Here is a 19,932-nt window from a genome sequence, read left to right as displayed (position 1 = left end):
GGTGCAGTAGTCCTCTAAGTCTTAACTTTTATTGGATTTCAATTAATCGTTTTGCTTTGGGTACTTCTTCTTTTGGAATATTTATCTTTAATATACCCTCTTCTAGTTTAGCTGTAATGCCTTCTACTTTAACATCTTTTAAGCTAATCGCACGCTGCATAGAAGCAATGCGACGTTCTCGATGGATATATTGATCTTTTTCATCATTCATTTCTTCTTTTCGTTGTACGGCTATAATCAGTTGATCGTTCTGATAGTCGATGGCAATGTCTTCTTTTTTTACGCCTGGCATCTCTGCTTCAATAGCATAGCCATTAGCATCTTCTTTAATATCTACCTTAAAGGTGTCATACTTAAAATCCCTTAAGTTGAGAAGATCATTGTTAAAAAAGTCATCCATTACATGATAAAAGTCTACAAATCCGTTGTTGCTCCTTTGAACTGCTTGACGATTGAATGGTGTTAATCCAAACATATAAACTCCTCCTTTAAGAAACCTTTTTATAGTTTTGTTAGCACTCTCATTGGTCGAGTGCTAATTACACTTATAATATAGGCTTCTTAAATGTCATTGTCAAGTATTTTTTTAATATTTTTATAAAAATTTTGTATTTATAAAATATGCTTTCAAACCTTCATTCAAAAAGTAACTTATAGTGTCAGAAACAATCTATTACTAAAATACTAGGAATTAAAAATGTGGAAATTCATAGTTGTAAAAACCAAGTAAAACCAATACATGAGGTTCAAAAGCTTGAAAAATCAATATCTAGCTATAGGAAAAAACTATATTTTAAATATAAGCAATTTTATTGACAATATTCGACGAAGAATATATACTACAAAACATATTAAAACACTAAGAAATAAAAACACAGAAATAAAAAACTGTTTCTTATCGAGAGAGGCTGAGGGATAGGCCCTATGATGCCCAGCAACCGGACATTCCATAAGTGTACACGGTGCTAATTCCTACAAACGTAGAGTAATTAAAACTTTGAGTTTGAGAAGATAAGAAGGTGAGTTCTGCTTTATTTGAGCTACTTTCTTATCAATAAGAAAGTAGCTTTTGTATTTTATATAGTAAAACATATATAAGTTAGAACTATCTTCTACAGATGAAGGAGTTTCTAAAACAACAGGGAGGTGGAGTAAATGTCGCTAGCAGCTGAAAAATTAAAATATCGCTTATTAGGAGTAATCAAAGGCGATACTTATAGATATTCCCAAAATGTGCAGGGGGACTTTAGTAATTTGCAGCCAGGGGAGTTTGATTGGTGGAAATATAAGTATTACATAAAGCAGATTGAAAGAGCAGAGAAAGGTAGTCAAATTGAGGATTATTTTAAAAAGCAAGACCTTACATTTTCATTACCAGAGGCATTTGAGATAACAGGGAAATTTACTTTAACAGCGGGTGGAGACTTACTTTCAGGAGACCAGTTAACACCAGAGACAACCGAGCATTTCTGGGATGAGGTAGAAGATTTTTACTTTGATGGAGTAGACAGCATTTACGCTAATTTGGAAACGCCTATAGCTTCTTCTAAACCAGTACAGAATGCACCAAGAAGTGTTAATAGTACGCCAGAGCTTAATGGAACACTAGGTATGTTTGAAAGATATTTACATGGTGGAAGAGGGATTAATTTTTTCTCTACAGCTAATAATCACTGTTTAAATCAAGGAGAATCAGGGCTTATTGAAACCTTAGAATTGATTGATAAAAAAGGCTGTAAACAGGTTGGGACAGCTAGAAGTATAGAGGAACAAAGAGACATTCCCATCATAGAAAAGCATGGAGTAAGGGTAGCATACTTAGCTTATACCTTTACCTTGAACGGTGATCAAGTGCCAGCGGGAAAGTCATATTTAGTAAACTATGTCAAGCTGAATAACCCGGGAGAAAAGCTAGATTTAGTGAAGGAACATGTACAAATTGCTAGGGAAAAGAATGCTGACATTGTAGTTGCCTGTCTCCATTGGAGCTTAGAATTTGAATCCTACCCTATTCAAAACATCATCGATATGGGACACCGGGTATTAGAGGAATGCGGCGTAGATATTATTATAGGCAATCATGCTCATGTCGTGCAGCCTATTGAAAAGTATAGCTTCATAGATCCAATACAAGAAGTTAGGAAAACAGGACTGATTGCTTATTCGTTAGGCAACCTGGTAGGAGATTTTAATACGTTGAATGCTTTACTTGGGATTCTAATAAAGATTGAATTGACTAAAGGAATCCATAAGGAAAAAGAAGTAACGGTTATAAGCGATTTAAAGGTATTTCCTTATTATATCTTTAAGCAATATGAAAAGGGAAAATATAAGGAAATTAAATTATTAGATTTCATTAAATTGATAAACAAAATAGAAAAAGGGCAGCTTCCTTATGTGTTTACAAAGAAACAGCTCAAAGAAATTGCTCATTTAAAAAGACTATTTTTAAGGTTAATGCCAGAGGACAATGCAGGTATTCTAGAAAAAAACTAGGAAGAGGGGAGGAAAAAATATGATTAAATTAAGTCATATACATAAGACCTTTCATACAAAGGGTGCAAAGGTTGAAGCATTAAAGGATATTAATTTAGAGATAGAACAAGGCGATATTTTCGGAGTAATTGGCTATAGTGGGGCAGGAAAAAGTACGCTCATTCGCATCATTAATTTACTGGAGAGGCCTGATGAAGGAGAAGTAGAGGTAGACGGTACCATACTTACTCAAATGAATAAAAAAGAATTGTCTAGAGTGCGTAGTAATATCGGGATGATTTTTCAAGGCTTTAATTTAATGAACAGTATTAATGTTTATGACAATATTGCAGCGCCTCTTAAAAATTTAAAGTGGAATAAAAAAGAAATTGAAGAAAAGGTCAACAACTTACTAGAGTTAGTAGATCTAACAGATAAAAAATATGCTTATCCTAATCAGCTGAGTGGTGGGCAAAAGCAAAGAGTAGCTATTGCAAGGGCACTAAGCAGTGATCCAAAGATCCTGCTATGTGACGAAGCTACTTCTGCTCTAGACCCTACCACAACTAAATCTATTCTTCAGCTTCTAAAGGAAATTAGATATAAGCTGAATATTACCATTGTAATCATTACGCATCAGATGGAAGTAGTAAAAAGCATTTGTAACCGCATTGCCATTATGGAGAAGGGCGAAGTGATTGAAAGTGGAGATATTGTAGAAGTTTTTACTAGTCCTCAAAGTCAGGTAGCAAAAGACTTTGTTGCCCATTCTTCAGGGACCATCATTAACGAAGAAGATTTAGCGCAGTTTACAGGTATGGTATGCAAATTTAACTTTTATGGTGAAGTAGCTCATGAACCTATACTTTCAAAGTTAGAACGAGACTTTGATATTCAAGTTAATATCTTATTTGGGAATATTGAGCATCTTTATACAGGCATTGTAGGGAGCCTTATAGTTGAGCTTAGAGGTGATGATTGGCAGATACAAAAAGCGCTTGATTACTATAGAACATTGAATACAAAAGTGGAGGTGATTAAACATGCTACAGCAATTAATGCCTAATGTAATTGAATACTCAGCAGAGCTAGGAAAGGCTTTTAATGAAACAATGATCATGATTTCTGTATCAGGTCTATTTGCTTCACTCATAGGCATTCCAGTAGGGGTCATGCTACTTGTTTTTTCAAAGGACCATATTTGTGACAACAAATTAGTTTATTCCATTGTTTCTAAGATTGTAAATACACTAAGGTCTATACCGTTTGTTGTACTTATAGCAGCTATCCCAGGACTTACTAGAATGATTGTAGGAACAACCATTGGTGTTAAAGGTGCTATTGTGCCACTGGTAGTTGCCAGCTTTCCTTTTATAGCAAGACAAGTAGAAATGGCACTTCTTAAGGTGGATAGAGGTATTATTGAAGCTTATGAGGCTATGGGATTTTCAACATGGAAGATTATTACGAAAGTAATTTTAGTAGAAGGTAGAAAAGATATTATCTTAGCCATTACTGTTTCACTTATTAGCTTAATTGGTTATTCAGCTATCACTGGAACTGTTGGTGGAGGCGGACTTGGCGATTTTGCTATTAGATATGGTTATCAGTACTTTAAGACAGACATTATGATCGTTACCATTATTATTATTTTACTCCTAGTTTATTTGATTCAGGGAGTGGGAGATTTCATCTATAAAAAATTGGCTCATTAATAATAAATTATAAAAAGGATAGGGAGAGATGACAATGAATAAAAAGAAATTATTATCTATTATATTAACAGGTGTATTAGCATTAGGAGTTTCAGCATGTGGGACAGGAAAACCAACAAGCAATGAGGCAAGTAATACTACTCAGACAGAAAAAACAGATAGTGGGGAAAAAACAGTTCTTAAGATTGGGGTAAATGGTACAGATTTTCGCTTGTGGGATAATATCAATGAAAGGCTGGCAGAGTACAATATTGAACTTGAACCAGTGAGCTTTTCTGATTATATTAAACCTAATCTTGCTTTAGCAGACGGTGAAATTGACCTTAATGCTTTCCAACATGAACTTTATTTTGAAAATTTCATCAAAGAACATAGCTTAGACTTATCTTCAATCGGCTATACATTTATTGCACCTCTTGGCTTATATTCAAACAAAATCAAAAGCTTAGATGAAGTTAAAGATGGGGCAACTGTGGCTATTCCAAATGATGCTACTAATGGCGGAAGAGCATTACTTCTTTTAGAGTCAGCAGGGCTTATTACTTTAGATGGGACAGACAAAGTGACACCAACGACAAAGAATATTGCAGAGAATCCAAAGAAGCTTGAATTTGTTTCAATGGAATCTGTACAAATCCCACGTTCTTTGGCAGATGTAGACTTTGCAGCTATTAATGGTGGTGCAGCGACAGATGCAGGCATCTATGATTACATTTATAGAGAAGATCCAGAGCAAGAAAATGCACAGCAATATTTTAATGTCATTGCAGTAAGAACAGAGGATAAAGACAAAGAAGTATTTAAGAAGATAATGGAAGTCTACCATACAGATGAAACTAAGAAGGCAATTGAAGAAATTTATAGTGGCGCTTATATCCCAGTATGGTAGAATATCAATAGTGATGAGTTTGAATAAGAGATAAGTAGAAATGATGATAAATAGGGCTGCTACAAAATAGAATGAAAGGAAGCATTCATTTTGTAACAGCCCTGTATTTTAATAGAAGGAGATAAGACATGAAGAGTAAAAAGGATAGTTTATTTCAATATATTAATGAGCATCAAGAAGAGTATAAGACTATTGCAAAAGAAATATTTGCTCGCCCAGAAACATCTAACCATGAGTATTTTGCCAGTGGCATTTTGTCTGAGAAATTAGAAGAACATGGTTTTGTAGTAACTAGAGATGTAGCTGGACATCCTACAGGTTTTACGGCTGTTAAAAAATCTGAGAAAGCGGGACCAACGTTAGCATTTTTAGCTGAATATGATGCTTTAGCAGGTCTTGGACATGGCTGCGGGCACAATCTTATTGGTACAATAAGTACATTTAGCGCCATTGCCCTTAGTAAGCAGTTAGAGGAATTAGGCGGAGAGATAAGGGTTTACGGTACACCTGGGGAAGAAGGTGGAGAAAATGGTAGTGCCAAAGAAAGCTTTGTGGTAAAGGGTTATTTTAAAGATGTGGATATTGCTTTAGAATTACATCCAGGAAGAGTTAATACACTAACACCAAAATCACTGGCACTTGATCCAGTTGATATTGAATTCTTTGGAAAAGCTGCTCATGCAGGGGCTGCACCTGAACAAGGAATTAATGCCCTTGATGCACTCATCCTCACCTATAATGGCATTAATGCCCTAAGGCAGCATTTAACCTCTGATGTGAAGATACATGGCATTATTTTAGATGGAGGGACAGCACCTAATACGGTTCCTGATTATACGAGAGGGAGGTTTTATTTAAGAGGAGCAACAAGACAAAAAGTAAATGAAGTTTATAAAAAAGTAGAGAAAATAGCAGAAGGAGCGGCACTGGCAACAGGGTGCACCTATAAAATGGGGCTCTTTCAAAATAAGGTAGATAACATTATTCCTAATGAAAAGCTAGACTTAGTTTATAAGGAAACTTTAGAGGAGTTAGGAATAGAGTGGACAGATGACCGAACCTTTCCTTCAACTGATGCAGGGAATGTGTCACAGGTTATCCCGCTTCTACATCCCATTTTTAAAATTACTGATGAGGAAGCACCACTTCATTCAGAAGTCTTCTTGCAGGTGTGTGGCAGCGAAGAAGGCATTGGTAAAATAGAGGAAGGCACACAGCTGCTTGCTTATACAGGGCTTAAATTACTAGCGGATCCTGAACTAGTAAAGTATATAAAATCATAAGTGATATAAGCTACTGATTACATTTCCTTAAAAGAATATAATGAAAAGCCTTGTTCCATAATAATAAGTTTAGTATTAAGGAAAAAATAAATGAATAAAGACCATATAAAGATTGCATAAAGTTTGAATCTAGTTTTGGAAAAAACGATTCATCTTTATGCAATCTTTATGTTTATCTATATAACCCTAATACTATACTCATTTTCTGTGTGTTAGATTAAAAGGGAATTAAGGAGGGAGTGACAGTGATGCAAGTTGTTACAAGTTTAATTGGTCTTGTAGGGGTAATGTTCCTTATTTATTTAACAACGATATTTTTTAAAGGGGATGAACGATAATGTCTACAGCATTGCAATATATCATTTACTTAGCAATTCTAGTGGCCCTAGGGATACCTTTAGGGAAATATATAGGCAAGGTAATGGATGGAGAGAAGGTATGGCTTTCAAAAATACTGTTACCTTGTGAAAGAGGTATTTATAAACTATTAAAAATTAATGAAAAGGAAGAAATGCACTCAAAAAAATATGCCTTAAGTGCTATAGCTTTTAATCTAGTAGGTTTAATCGTATTATTCTTTTGCTTGTTACTTCAAAAAATGCTTCCCTTAAATCCAGAGGGAATCCCAGGTCATTCATGGCACTTAGCTTTTAACACCGCAGCAAGTTTCGTGACTAATACTAACTGGCAAGCTTATTCGGGAGAAAGTGCTTTAAGTTATTTTTCACAAATGATGGGACTGACAGTTCAAAATTTCGTTTCAGCAGCAACTGGTATTGCTGTTCTATTTGCACTTATTAGAGGTCTTAGAAGAGTAGAAAAGAAAGGCATTGGTAGCTTTTGGGTAGATATGACAAGAACGATTCTTTATATCTTAATGCCATTAGGAATGGTAGTAACTATTGCACTTGTATCACAAGGGGTTGTTCAAAGCTTTGAACCTTATGAAACAGTAAGCTTAGTAGAACCCATTACCTTACAGGATGGAACAGTTGTTACAGAGCAAGTAATACCCATGGGGCCAGCAGCAAGTCAAATAGCGATTAAACAACTTGGAACAAATGGTGGTGGCTTCTTCGGTGTTAACTCCGCACATCCATTAGAAAATCCAACAGCATTATCTAATCTTATAGAAATGATTTCTCTCTTATTGATTCCAGTAGCACTTTGCTTTACGTTTGGAAGGAATATCAAAGATAAAAAGCAGGGCAAGGCCATCTTTATAGCGATGTTTATCCTGTTAGTTGTAGGTCTTGGCATTATAGGTTTTAGTGAACAACAAGCAACACCTCAGCTGGCACAAAGTGGTGCGGTAGATTTATCTAGCACTAATCAAGCTGGGGGGAATATGGAAGGTAAGGAAAGTCGTTTTGGTATAGCAAGTTCAGCGACTTGGGCTTCCTTTACAACAGCCGCTTCTAATGGTTCTGTTAACTCAATGCATGATAGCTATACACCAATAGGTGGTATGATTACGATGCTTCAAATGCAGCTTGGAGAGGTTATTTTTGGAGGAGTCGGTTGTGGTTTATATGGGATGATTGGGTTCATTATTTTAGCTGTGTTTATAGCAGGTTTAATGGTGGGTAGAACACCGGAGTATTTAGGTAAGAAGATAGAACCTTATGAAATGAGAATGGCAGTTCTTGTGTGCCTTGCAACACCTATTGCTATATTAGTAGGAAGTGGTATTGCAACTTTAGTACCATCTGTCTCTGATAGCTTAAATAATAACGGTGCTCATGGTTTTTCAGAAGTACTTTATGCTTACTCATCTGCTGGAGGTAATAATGGCTCAGCTTTTGCAGGCTTTGGGGCAAATACCCCTTTCTTAAATGTAACTATTGGGCTTGTTATGTTATTTGCAAGATTTGTACCAATGCTTGCTACCTTAGCTATTGCAGGTAGTATGGTAACTAAGAAAAAAGTAGCAGCTAGTGCAGGAACACTTCCTACACATGATGCCATGTTTATTGGTATTTTGATTTTCGTTGTACTTCTTATTGGCGCATTAAGCTTCTTCCCAGCATTAGCACTTGGACCAATAGCAGAGTTCTTCGAAATGATTGTTTAAGGGAGGATGAATAAAATGAAAGAAAAGACAAAAAGTTCTTTTACAGATAAAGAAATGCTAGGAAGAGCCATTAAAGACTCCTTCATTAAGATGAATCCTAAAAAGCAGCTAGAAAATCCTGTTATGTTTCTGGTTTATGTTTCATCTCTATTAACAACAGCATTATTCGTAGTTGCACTATTTGGTTTAAGAGATGCACAGCCAGGTTTTATATTAGGTATTACAGCTGTACTTTGGTTTACTGTATTATTTGCTAACTTTGCAGAAGCCATTGCAGAAGGTAGAGGGAAAGCACAAGCAGATGCCCTTAGGGCAGCTAAGAAGGAAGTCAAAGCTTATAAAATCCCTTCTATCTCACAAAAAACACAAGTGGTAGAAATCTCATCTGCCAATCTTAAAAAAGGAGACTTAGTCATTGTTAAAGCAGGAGAGCAAATTCCCGCAGATGGTGAAGTAGTAGAAGGGGTGGCTTCTGTAGATGAAAGTGCTATAACAGGCGAATCTGCTCCAGTTATTAGAGAAAGTGGTGGTGATCGCAGCGCTGTAACAGGTGGGACTACAGTTACATCAGACTGGTTAGTAATTGAAGTTACAAGTGAAGCGGGTGAAAGCTTCCTAGATAAAATGATTGCCATGGTAGAAGGTGCTTCTAGAAAGAAAACACCCAATGAAATGGCACTTCAGATTTTATTAGTAGCTTTAACGGTTATTTTCTTACTTGTAACGATTGCCTTATATTCTTATTCTTTGTTTTCTGCTAACCAAGCAGGTATTAGTAATCCTACCTCAGTAACAGCTTTAGTAGCTCTTCTTGTATGTCTTGCACCTACAACTATTGGCGCCTTACTTTCAGCTATTGGCATTGCAGGTATGAGTAGATTAAATGAGGCTAATGTCTTAGCTATGAGTGGTAGAGCGATTGAAGCAGCAGGTGATGTAGATATCTTAATGCTAGATAAAACAGGGACTATTACACTTGGAAATAGAGAAGCTTGTGAGTTTATTCCAGTAGATGGTGTGCCTGTAGAAGAATTAGCAGATGCAGCTCAGCTTGCTTCATTAGCTGATGAAACACCAGAAGGAAGAAGTATTGTGGTACTCGCCAAAGAAAAGTTTGGCATACGTGGACGTAATATGAATGAATTAAAGGGCATTTTTGTTCCTTTTACTGCCAAAACAAGGATGAGCGGTATTGACTATGAATGTAATGAAGTTCGTAAAGGCGCAGCAGATGCTATTAAAGCATATGTGCTTCACTTAGGCGGTACTTATACAAATACCTGTGATGAAGTGGTTAAACGTATTGCAAAAGCTGGAGGAACGCCTCTTGTGGTTGCTAAAAATGGGAAAGTATTAGGCGTTATTAACTTAAAGGACATTGTTAAAAAGGGTGTTAAAGAAAGATTTGCAGACCTTCGTAAGATGGGGATTAAAACCATTATGATTACTGGTGATAATCCATTAACAGCAGCAGCCATTGCAGCTGAGGCCGGCGTAGATGATTTCCTAGCTGAAGCTACACCAGAAGCTAAGCTGGCAATGATTAGAAAGTTCCAAAGCGAAGGACACTTAGTGGCTATGACAGGGGATGGAACCAATGATGCACCAGCTCTGGCACAAGCTGATGTAGCAGTGGCTATGAATACAGGAACACAAGCTGCTAAGGAAGCGGGAAACATGGTAGATTTAGATTCTTCCCCTACAAAGCTTATTGATATTGTCCGTATTGGTAAACAGCTTTTAATGACTCGTGGAAGCTTAACCACATTTAGCATTGCTAACGACATAGCGAAATATTTTGCTATTATACCAGCTTTATTTATGGGACTTTATCCAGGACTTGCAGCTTTAAATATTATGGGACTGCATAGCGCAGAAAGTGCTATATTCTCAGCAATCATCTATAATGCTCTTATTATTGTAGCGCTTATTCCTTTGGCACTTAAAGGTGTTAAATACAGAGAAGTACCAGCGAAGAAATTGCTATCTAGGAATTTACTCATTTATGGACTAGGGGGTATTATTACACCATTCATAGCGGTAAAACTCATTGATATCATTATTGTGGCCATTGGGATTGTATAAGGTAAGGCCAGTGTAATCACTTTATTTATAATTGTTTGCATTGTTGTTTATAGTGGATATGGTATAGCCGAGTGTCTTACATTTTTAATAGATTAAAGGAGAGGACTTATATGAAAATATTTAAAGGTGTTTTGCCAAAAGCAATAGCATTTTTTATAGTCTTAACAGTGATGTGTGGAGGTATTTACTCCTTAGGAATGACAGGAATGGCACAAGTGTGCTTTAACAAACAAGCTAACGGGAGTATAATCGAAGTAAATGGAACAAAATATGGCAGTGTGTTATTAGCCCAGCAGTTTACAGGGAATGAGTACTTGTGGGGAAGAGTAATGAGCGTTGATACAGGAACTTTTACTAGCAAGGATGGAAAAGCACTAATGTATGCAGTACCTTCTAATCTTAGCCCAGCAAGCAAAGCCTATGAGGCGCTTATAAGTGAGAGAGTACAAAAGATAAAAGCAGCACATCCAGACCAAGGAGATACACCAGTTCCAGTAGATTTAGTAACGATATCAGGTAGTGGATTAGACCCTCATATTTCTATAGCAGCAGCTCAGTATCAGATAAATAGGGTAGCCAAAGCGAGAGGCGTATCAGAAGAAAAGGTAGAAGAAATCATTAATAAATACACAACTCATAAGTTTTTAGGAGTACTAGGGGAAGATGTCGTTAATGTATTACAGGTTAATCTAGCATTAGATGGTATTTTATAAACATAACTTAAAGATGAACGGAGTGGTTAACTTACGGAGTTCCGCTCCGTATTTTTCCAAGTATGACATCGTTTTTATTAATAGAAAAAGGAATTAGAGGGAGATAAAGTCATGGAAGAAAGACCGAATCCAGAGAAGTTATTAAAGCAGATTAATCTACATCAGGAAGAAACAGGTAGAGGCAAGTTAAAGATTTTCTTTGGGTATGCAGCAGGAGTGGGGAAGACCTATGCTATGTTGGATGCAGCTCATGCCATGAATAAGGCAGGGGAAGAAGTAGTCATAGGTTATATAGAACCACATGCAAGGCCGGAGACTCTAGCGCTTATAGAAGGACTTGAAGTGATTAAGCCTTTAGAAATTGAATATAGGGGAATAACCCTTAAAGAATTAGATTTGGATGCTGTACTTATAAGGCATCCTAAACTTGTTTTGGTGGATGAACTAGCCCATACCAATGCCGAAGGTTGTCGTCATAAGAAACGTTATTCAGATATTGAAGAGCTTTTAAAAGCAGGCATAGATGTTTATACCACTGTTAATGTTCAGCATATAGAAAGTTTAAATGATATCGTGGCTTCTATTACAGGGGTTATTGTGAAGGAGCGTATTCCTGATCAGGTATTTAATAAAGCTGATCAAGTAGAGTTAGTAGATATTGAGCCTGAGGAACTCATTAAGCGTTTAAAAGATGGAAAGATTTATCAGCAAAATAAAGTGAGCCATGCCATGGAGCACTTCTTTGTAAAAGAGAACTTGATTGCTTTAAGGGAGATTGCGTTAAGACGTACAGCTGATAGGGTTAATCGTGATGTAGAACTGATAAAAGAAGCAAAAAGCGGCATACAATATATAACTGGCGAACATATTTTAGTATGTTTATCAGCTTCTCCTTCTAATGCCAAGGTTATTAGAACTGCGGCTAGAATGGCCAATGCCTTTAGAGCGCCTTTAACAGCATTACTTGTACAAACACCTAGTTTAAAAGAAATGGATGATAAAGCTAAGCGCTGTTTAAAAGAAAATATTACTTTAGCAAAGGAATTCGGAGCGCATATTGTAACCACCTTTGGTGAAGATATTGCAAAGCATATTATAGAATACGCTAAGGCAAGTGGTATTTCAAAAATCGTGGTAGGAAGAACCAATACTAAGAAGTCTATTTTTACAAGAAAAAATAGCTTAGTAGATAAGCTTATTCATCTAGCTCCCTATATAGATGTTTATATTATTCCAGATGCCCCTAGCTTTTATAAAAATAAGTATAAGAAAAGCTTTATGATGGGAAAAGAAAAGTTAAACTATGTGGATATGATAAAAACATTACTTGTTTTAGTGGCTTGTATTTTGTTAGGAATACTTTTCGAAAAGATAGGGATGAGAGAATCCAATATTATTATGGTATTTATTTTAGGAGTATTAGTAAGTGCTATGGTAACCAAAGGGCGTACTTATAGTGTAGTAGCCTCTGTGGTTTCAGTCATTACGTTTAACTTCTTTTTCACCAATCCAAGGTTTAGTTTAGAGTCTTATGATCCAGGATATCCTGTGACTTTTCTCATCATGCTCATAGCAGCCATTATGAGTAGTTCAATGGCTATTAGAGTTAAAAGACAAGCTAAGGAGGCAGCTAGCCAAGCTTATCGTACACAAATTTTGTTAGATACAAGTAGGCGATTACAAAGAGCCAAAGATATTTCTAGCATCGTAGAAAAAACAGCAGAGCAAATTATTAAACTGGTCAATAAACCTCTTACCCTATACGTAGAGGATCATAAGCAGTTAGGAGAACCTAAGTGGTTTCCCTGTGATGCAAAAATAAATATAGATTATCAAAAATATATAGATGAGGATGAAAGGGCTGTAGCGGAGTGGACTTATAAAAATGGTATGCCAGCAGGAACATCTACAAATACTTTGCCAGGAGCGGAAGCATTATATTTACCTATTGGTAATGGTAAAGAAGTCTTCGCGGTAGTTGGAATTGTATTAGGTGATGGAGAAGAGATAGAAACCTTTGAGTATAATATACTTGTTGCTATGCTCAATGAAGTGGCTTTTGCAATAGAAAAATATCGTTTAGATAGACTTAATAAAGAAGTAGAGTTTGAAGCAGAGCAAGAAAAGTTAAGAGCTAACCTACTACGTTCTATATCGCATGATTTAAGAACGCCTTTAACGAGTATTTCGGGCAATGCAAGCATTTTACTAAGCCAAGAAGAAAAGTTAAGTGAGGCTTTCAAGCGCCAAGCCTGTGAAAGCATTTACGAGGATTCTATTTGGCTTATTAATCTAGTAGAAAATTTATTATCTATTACACGAGTAGAAAATGGCACCATGCAGCTGAGACTTCAACTAGAGTTAGTAGAGGAGCTTCTAGCAGAAGCCATTCAACATGCTAAGAGAATTAAGCGTACACATTCTATTAAGATGCAATGTGATGAGGAAATTTTAATGGTGGAAGTAGATGCAAGGCTTATTATTCAAGTGATTGTCAATTTCTTAGATAATGCTATTAAATATGCAGAAGAAGGTTCTACGATTATAGTCTCTGCAAAACGTGAGAAAAATGAGGTGGCTATAGAAGTAGCCGATACAGGTATTGGCGTTACAGATGAAGATAAGAAAAGAATATTTGATATGTTTTATACAGCAGGCAATAAAGAAGGTGATGGCAGAAGAGGCTTAGGTTTAGGCCTAGCCTTATGCAAATCTATAGTTGCAGCTCATGGAGGAAGTATTTATATTAAAGATAATACGCCTAAAGGAACGATTTTTGGATTTAGATTACAATGTAAGGAAGTGAATCAAAGTGAAGAAGAGCATTTTGGTAGTGGAGGACGATAAAGCTATTCGTAATTTAATAACAACTACCTTAGAAACACAAGGATATGGATTTCATGTAGCAGACACAGGGCAAAAAGCTATTTTAGAAGCAGTTTCATATCAACCAGACATTATTATCTTAGATTTAGGTCTTCCAGATATGGATGGGGTTGAAATCATTACGAAGGTAAGAAGTTGGAGTAATAATCCCATCATAGTAGTAAGTGCAAGAAGTGAAGACAAAGACAAAATTAAAGCATTAGATGCTGGCGCAGATGATTACCTCACTAAACCTTTTAGTATAGATGAGCTTCTAGCAAGAATAAGAGTAGCCTTTAGAAAGATGAATTATGATAATAGTAGCGCTAAAGAAGAGCCTGTTTTCGTTAATGGAGGACTAAAAATAGATTATAGTGCCAATACAGTATATGTTGACGAGGAAGAAGTTCACTTGACGCCTATGGAGTACCGCTTACTTTGTTTACTGGCTAAAAATGTGGGGAAAGTACTTACTCATAATTATATACTGGATAAAATATGGGTGAATGTTCTAGTTGATAGGGATACACAGTCTTTAAGAGTCTTTATGGCTACTCTAAGAAAGAAAATAGAGAAAGACCCATCGGAGCCTAAGTATATACAGACACATATCGGTGTGGGCTACCGTTTAATACGAATAGCAGATAGTGGTGAAAATGAATAATATGTCTGAGAAGTAGGTGTGAATGTTTATTTGATAGTCAGAGTTTAGAATTAATAATAGTGAACCATACCATAAATAAATCAGATAAATAGGCGTAGGCCTTGAATAACATGAGATGTAGCAAATTGCGTTGCGATACGGTTTATAGAATATATAGCTAGATTTTGGAAAGAGGAGTATTAATCGCCTCTTTTTTTAGTTAAAAATTTTACTAATAAGTTGTATGACTACGAATTTATATTTATAGGAAGATAAAAAGTTTATTTTTTAATGAGGTAAATATATTTAAAAGATAAATATGGTATATAATGATATTAAAATGTATATTTTATATTTTTTGAATATTAGATATTAAATGATAAATTGTTGCATTATTTGATAGCATGATAGGAGATAGATATGGATTTGATAACGATAGTTGGTTTGCTTGGTACTTTAGTAACTTTTGAGGAAGCAGGTCGTGGTTGGTTACCATTTATAAAAGTGAAAAGGGCAAAAAGAAAAATACAATTAACAGAGTGGAACTCAAATGATCCGATTGTGCAAAGAGCTTTGGATGAGTTTAAATGTAAGGTTAAAGAAAAATATGAGGAACATCTATTTTCTCCAGAAGAGATTGAGGAAATAGTAGATCTTTATTTTAAAGAAAATAAGATATTATGCTTAAGAAAACTTGAAAAGGATAAGATTAAAGAATATATTCGTGACATACTGTGTAAGTATAATGAATATAACCGTTCATTAATGTCACCTGGCGAAAAAATAATTCATAATGACATGCAAAATAAGTGTCAAAAGATCGCAACAAAGTTGGATCAATTAACTAGTAAGGAAGAAAATGACAATATAAATAAATTTAAAACTGCAATAGAAATGAGTAAAAATATAGGTCTAGATAATATTGAAGATAGTATTAATGGAGAATATATAATTGACCGTTCAAGCTTTATTGAAGAAATAAAAAAAGATGATTGCCGTTTTATTTCTATACAAGGCAATGCTGGTTGTGGTAAATCAGTTTTATGCAAAAACATTGTAAAGAATGAAACATATGTTTTATTTGCACGTGCAGAAAGATTTATCAAAGAGAATAATATCAATGATATATGGAACTGTAATCTTGAGGAGGCATTAAATTGGTTATCTGGTGAGAAAATAGTAATTTTTATTGATGCACTTGAATTTATTGCTGATTGTACTGCTGAAAAAATTGAATTACTTCAAGGGCTATATAATGTGGCTGGAAAGTATAAAAATGTATATATAATAACTTCTTGTAGAACAACTGATAAAAATGCATTTATAAAATTACAAACACGATACGAGATTAAAACATATGATATAGATGATATTTCAGTTGAGGAGCTTAAAGATATTGCTAAGAAGTATCCTATAATTCAAGAAATGATTAATCAAAAGTCTTATGCTGATTTACTAAAATCACCCTTTTATATTAATTTAGTTTTGAGTAATCATATTAATACTGAAGATATTAGTGATGAAAATACATTACGACAAATAATTTGGAATAATATTATTTGTTTAAAAAATAAGGCCAGACAATATGGAGTTACAAGTGATGCAATAATGGAAGCTGTAAATCTAATAGTATTTAAAAGAGCGAAAGATTTTTTAGTAGGTATACATAAGGACGAAATAGATCAAGATATTCTTTCTGCTTTGATTTCAGAGGGAGTTGTTGTTCCAAACGGTGAGTACATTAGGTTAAAGTATGATATTTTTGAGGATATTTCTTTTGAACATTATTTTGATAAGCAATTTGAGGATTGTAGAGGTAATTATCAGAAATTTTATGAAAAAATAAATAGTCTTGGAAGGTGTGTATACAGACGTTATCAGATATGGATTTCTAATAAATTATTTCTTCAAAAGACAAGAGATAAGTTTATTTATGCACTTATTTTTGAAAGGGAATTACCGATTGAATGGAAAAAGCAAACTGAAATTGGAATTGTTAAATCGAAGTATTGTGATGTGTTTTTCGAAGGATATAGTGAGGAATTGATTAGCAATAATCAGTTAGAAATGTTTATTCAAATAACGAATCTTTATGCATTTGAAGCAAAATTACTACTGAATAGTATAGGAGCAATTAATATGGTGCTAAAGCCGATAGGAAGGGCTAGAGAAAGCTTAATTATTTTGCTGGAGAAAAATAATTCATATATATCAAATTCAGTAAATAGAGGAGATATAATTAAGCTATGTAGTGATTATTCTAAAGTGTCTCATAGAGATAAGAATGTAACAGTGGCAGCATGTAGAATGATGGAGTGTTATCTAGAAGAAGTAATGAATAAAAAAGAAAGTGGATGGTATTATTCAGCCAAAGAAGAAATTGCACCATTTCTTGAGATTATCTATCCTATGGCGGAGGCCTCAGTTGAGTGGCTAAAAGAATTTTTCAATAAAGTGGTGGAATATCACGAAGAAGGAAATCATGAAGGATATAGATGGTCAAATGATATAATTGAATGGACAGTACAAAATGCCTATCCGGTTTTAGTAAATAATTTGGCTAATGAATTATGTATATTGGCTAATACCTTATGGCTCAAGGGAGAAGTACAACGAAGAAATAATCCATTCTATATAGATAATGATTTGAAGGAGTATGAGTTATATGGCTTAAGTGAAAGTGCTGATGAATATAAATCCTTACAAAGAGATATATCATCAAATATCTTCTTATATAATTTGTTCAGATGTAATTTTATTGTTGGACTTAAGTGGGCAATTGGGTTTGTTAATGAAGTTATGAGTACATATGCTAAAAATGAACCTCAATGTGTAGAAGAAGTAGAAGTATATTTTATAGGTAAAAAGCAAAGTAAAAAATATTTGGGTAACCCTAATATGTGGTTAGCTGGTATTGAAGAGAATAATGTGCCATTACTAGTGGGTGATATTATTTATCTATTGAAAGATGCCATTATAAATAGTATTGAGGTATATAAAAATGAGCAGGAATTAATTCAGAGGTATACTGATTATGTAAAAAATGAATTATACACAAAGTCAAATAATATTGCATTGCTTTCAATAATTGAAGGTATTGGATTACATTTTCAAAAAGAATTACCAGGTTATGCATTAGATTTGGCCACTAGTTTTGAAATTTTATATGTGGATATTGAAAGATATGAGTTATATATACCTAACCCAACAAAAGAATTATTACAAAAGCAAATACTTCAGATCATGGGAGTACCAGAATTAGAGAAAAGATATCTATTAGACAAAAAATGTAATTTTAGTTTGCAGAAATATGTGGCAAAAACACATTTAGACTTTGGAGAAAATATTAAAGTAAAGTGCAATGAAGTTTGTGATTATCTTTACTCTTTAACGAATAATGATAGTGAGAATGCCCTTGATTATCTCCAAGTACAGAAGATGGATATGAGAAATGTTACTATTAAGCATGTAGAAGATAATTTATATGCTATTGAACCAGTAGTTACAGGTGAAGCAGAAAGAATAGTTCAAAAGAATAAAGAGAATAAAGAAGAAGCTTCTATTATTCAAGAATTAAATGATTTATTTGCTAAATGTGTAAAAGATTCATCAGGAAAAATTATAGATTATACTTATATTAATAAAGTAATAGACGATATACTTAGAATGATTGCTAAAGATGAAATACATAGAATTCAATTAGAGAATAATTTGATTTACCTTATTGCAATTGTATTAAGTGATAAATCACTGAAAAAAGAACGAAGAGATTCTTTATGTATAGTATGGATTGAAGGAATTGAAAGATACTTTTCTAATGGATCATTTTTGGCGGATGTAAAGCTAACTCCTATACTTATTGAGCAACTTAAATCTAATATATCTGATGAAGTTAGAAATAGACTTAAAATATTAATGCTTGAGTGCCTTCTTCATGGTGGACACCATGGATTGATTAATCAAATTGCAGATATGGTAAAGAAATATTTGAATGCAGATAAAGAGTTAGCAAAAGCTTATTTTAATACAATCATTAAGCTAGCAGAAGATGAGATGAATCATATAAAATATAATGCAGCATATTTACAAACCTCAAACAAAGTAGAAAAATTTGAATTTAAACCTAATTTGAAGCACATTTGGCTTAATGAAAAGTACATAAAAGAAGAAGGTGGGAGTATTTATGATAGCAAAAGGGATGAAATCATAGATACATATTTATTTTCTGCCAAAGAGCTTAGTATAGGTATATTTAATACTGATGATTACGATATAGGTACACTTTGTTATATTTCAAATTGTGGACTTGGCTTCGATAATCCTCAATTTTCGTTAGTGATGAGAAAAATAGTTCTATGTATGATTGATATATGGAATTATCATAAGATAACTTATAATGCAGATAAGATTATTAATATTTTTCAAGAACGAGAAGTTGTCAGTTTATATCAACGTGAAATAGTTTTAGCTGATGGTAATACTGAAAAAGTAGTAGATTCATTATTTGATGATATGGATTTTTCAAAGTTTACACATGATACAATAGAGTTTTATCAAGATATATTCCAGTTATTTTTATGTACCTACTTTGATGGATATTCTGATCAAAATAAGCGAACTAATATCGAAAAGAAAATTAAATACATCAGTATGAAGGTTGATAAAATTGAAGTTGAATATGTTCGTAAGGAATTATACAAGTCTCTTACATTTTCTATAGATAGATTTTATCAAAGTGATTGGAGTAAGCTAAAAACACAATATTCCTACAGAGATAAAAAATTCTTGAATGGACAGTTTAGTAAGTATGGGAAATATCATATAAAAGAATTACTATACACAATATATCAGCTTCATATGGAAGAACTATTGCCAGAAATATTATTATCAGTTGATGTAAGTTTTTATGAGGCAATAAAGGATGGTAAGAATTTTGGGGAAATTATATCTGAAGCAAAGTGGATAGTAGATGTGTTAATATTAAAAGCTTTTACATACTATGGAGATAAAATAAAAAAAGATGAAGAATTAACGAGTGCTTTTGAAAGAATTTTGGAATCATTAATTGAAGTAAATAATGAGAAAGCAGCAGTAATCTTAGATGAATTTAGGATTCATTAAGTGCATATAAATAAGCTAATAAAACCACTTGAAGTATAAATATTCAAGTGGTTTTGTAATAGCATTTTT

General features: G+C 34.0%; 12 protein-coding genes and 1 riboswitch. Of the genes, 11 read left to right on the top strand and 1 reads right to left on the bottom strand.

Going from position 1 to position 19,932, the window contains the following annotated elements; genetic code table 11:
- Positions 1–28 precede the first annotated feature (28 nt).
- Positions 29–475: an Hsp20/alpha crystallin family protein gene (locus QTL86_RS15820; protein ID WP_127065438.1), complete on the bottom strand. Its 447-nt coding sequence runs from the start codon at positions 473–475 to the stop codon at positions 29–31.
- A 417-nt stretch (positions 476–892) separates the two neighbouring features.
- Positions 893–1,018: riboswitch (SAM riboswitch) on the top strand.
- 137 nt (positions 1,019–1,155) lie between these two features.
- Between QTL86_RS15820 and QTL86_RS15815 the strand changes: the two genes are divergently transcribed.
- The 11 genes from QTL86_RS15815 to QTL86_RS15765 all read left to right on the top strand — a co-directional run bounded on the left by QTL86_RS15815 (position 1,156) and on the right by QTL86_RS15765 (position 19,863).
- Positions 1,156–2,496, top strand: a complete 1,341-nt coding sequence (locus QTL86_RS15815) for a CapA family protein (protein ID WP_410495380.1) — start codon at positions 1,156–1,158, stop codon at positions 2,494–2,496.
- A gap of 19 nt (positions 2,497–2,515) precedes the next feature.
- On the top strand, positions 2,516–3,541 hold the full coding sequence (locus tag QTL86_RS15810; protein ID WP_410495379.1) for a methionine ABC transporter ATP-binding protein: 1,026 nt from the start codon (positions 2,516–2,518) through the stop codon (positions 3,539–3,541).
- Positions 3,519–4,190 (top strand): methionine ABC transporter permease, encoded by a 672-nt coding sequence (locus tag QTL86_RS15805; RefSeq protein ID WP_410495378.1) that lies wholly within the window; start codon positions 3,519–3,521, stop codon positions 4,188–4,190. Before QTL86_RS15810 ends, QTL86_RS15805 begins: the two co-directional genes overlap by 23 nt.
- A gap of 34 nt (positions 4,191–4,224) precedes the next feature.
- On the top strand, positions 4,225–5,079 hold the full coding sequence (locus QTL86_RS15800) for a MetQ/NlpA family ABC transporter substrate-binding protein (protein WP_410495377.1): 855 nt from the start codon (positions 4,225–4,227) through the stop codon (positions 5,077–5,079).
- Positions 5,080–5,207: 128 nt separating this feature from the next.
- Complete coding sequence (locus QTL86_RS15795; protein WP_410495376.1) at positions 5,208–6,362, top strand: M20 family metallopeptidase; 1,155 nt, start codon at positions 5,208–5,210, stop codon at positions 6,360–6,362.
- 334 nt (positions 6,363–6,696) lie between these two features.
- A complete protein-coding gene (gene kdpA / locus QTL86_RS15790) occupies positions 6,697–8,436 on the top strand; it encodes a potassium-transporting ATPase subunit KdpA (RefSeq protein WP_410497315.1) in 1,740 nt (579 codons plus the stop codon).
- A gap of 15 nt (positions 8,437–8,451) precedes the next feature.
- Complete coding sequence (gene kdpB, locus QTL86_RS15785; protein WP_410495375.1) at positions 8,452–10,521, top strand: potassium-transporting ATPase subunit KdpB; 2,070 nt, start codon at positions 8,452–8,454, stop codon at positions 10,519–10,521.
- Positions 10,522–10,631: 110 nt separating this feature from the next.
- Positions 10,632–11,234: a potassium-transporting ATPase subunit KdpC gene (kdpC, locus tag QTL86_RS15780; RefSeq protein WP_410495374.1), complete on the top strand. Its 603-nt coding sequence runs from the start codon at positions 10,632–10,634 to the stop codon at positions 11,232–11,234.
- A 111-nt stretch (positions 11,235–11,345) separates the two neighbouring features.
- Positions 11,346–14,081, top strand: a complete 2,736-nt coding sequence (locus QTL86_RS15775; protein WP_127065446.1) for a sensor histidine kinase — start codon at positions 11,346–11,348, stop codon at positions 14,079–14,081.
- Positions 14,047–14,763 (top strand): response regulator, encoded by a 717-nt coding sequence (locus QTL86_RS15770; protein WP_127065447.1) that lies wholly within the window; start codon positions 14,047–14,049, stop codon positions 14,761–14,763. Before QTL86_RS15775 ends, QTL86_RS15770 begins: the two co-directional genes overlap by 35 nt.
- Before the next feature lie 399 nt (positions 14,764–15,162).
- On the top strand, positions 15,163–19,863 hold the full coding sequence (locus QTL86_RS15765) for a hypothetical protein (RefSeq protein WP_410495373.1): 4,701 nt from the start codon (positions 15,163–15,165) through the stop codon (positions 19,861–19,863).
- Positions 19,864–19,932: the final 69 nt, after the last annotated feature.

The organism is Cellulosilyticum sp. ST5 (genome assembly GCF_046529625.1).
GTDB lineage: Bacteria > Bacillota > Clostridia > Lachnospirales > Cellulosilyticaceae > Cellulosilyticum > Cellulosilyticum lentocellum.
The sequence above is the reverse complement of the archived record's forward strand: the minus strand, read 5'-3'. Positions and strand labels throughout refer to the sequence as shown.

Coding starts and splice junctions, on each gene's coding strand:
- QTL86_RS15775 (WP_127065446.1), top strand. CDS start 11,346: ATGGAAGAAAGACCGAATCCAGAGAAGTTATTAAAGCAGATTAATCTA.
- QTL86_RS15815 (WP_410495380.1), top strand. CDS start 1,156: ATGTCGCTAGCAGCTGAAAAATTAAAATATCGCTTATTAGGAGTAATC.
- QTL86_RS15820 (WP_127065438.1), bottom strand. CDS start 475: ATGTTTGGATTAACACCATTCAATCGTCAAGCAGTTCAAAGGAGCAAC.
- QTL86_RS15805 (WP_410495378.1), top strand. CDS start 3,519: ATGCTACAGCAATTAATGCCTAATGTAATTGAATACTCAGCAGAGCTA.
- QTL86_RS15795 (WP_410495376.1), top strand. CDS start 5,208: ATGAAGAGTAAAAAGGATAGTTTATTTCAATATATTAATGAGCATCAA.
- kdpC (WP_410495374.1), top strand. CDS start 10,632: ATGAAAATATTTAAAGGTGTTTTGCCAAAAGCAATAGCATTTTTTATA.
- QTL86_RS15765 (WP_410495373.1), top strand. CDS start 15,163: ATGGATTTGATAACGATAGTTGGTTTGCTTGGTACTTTAGTAACTTTT.
- QTL86_RS15800 (WP_410495377.1), top strand. CDS start 4,225: ATGAATAAAAAGAAATTATTATCTATTATATTAACAGGTGTATTAGCA.
- kdpB (WP_410495375.1), top strand. CDS start 8,452: ATGAAAGAAAAGACAAAAAGTTCTTTTACAGATAAAGAAATGCTAGGA.
- QTL86_RS15810 (WP_410495379.1), top strand. CDS start 2,516: ATGATTAAATTAAGTCATATACATAAGACCTTTCATACAAAGGGTGCA.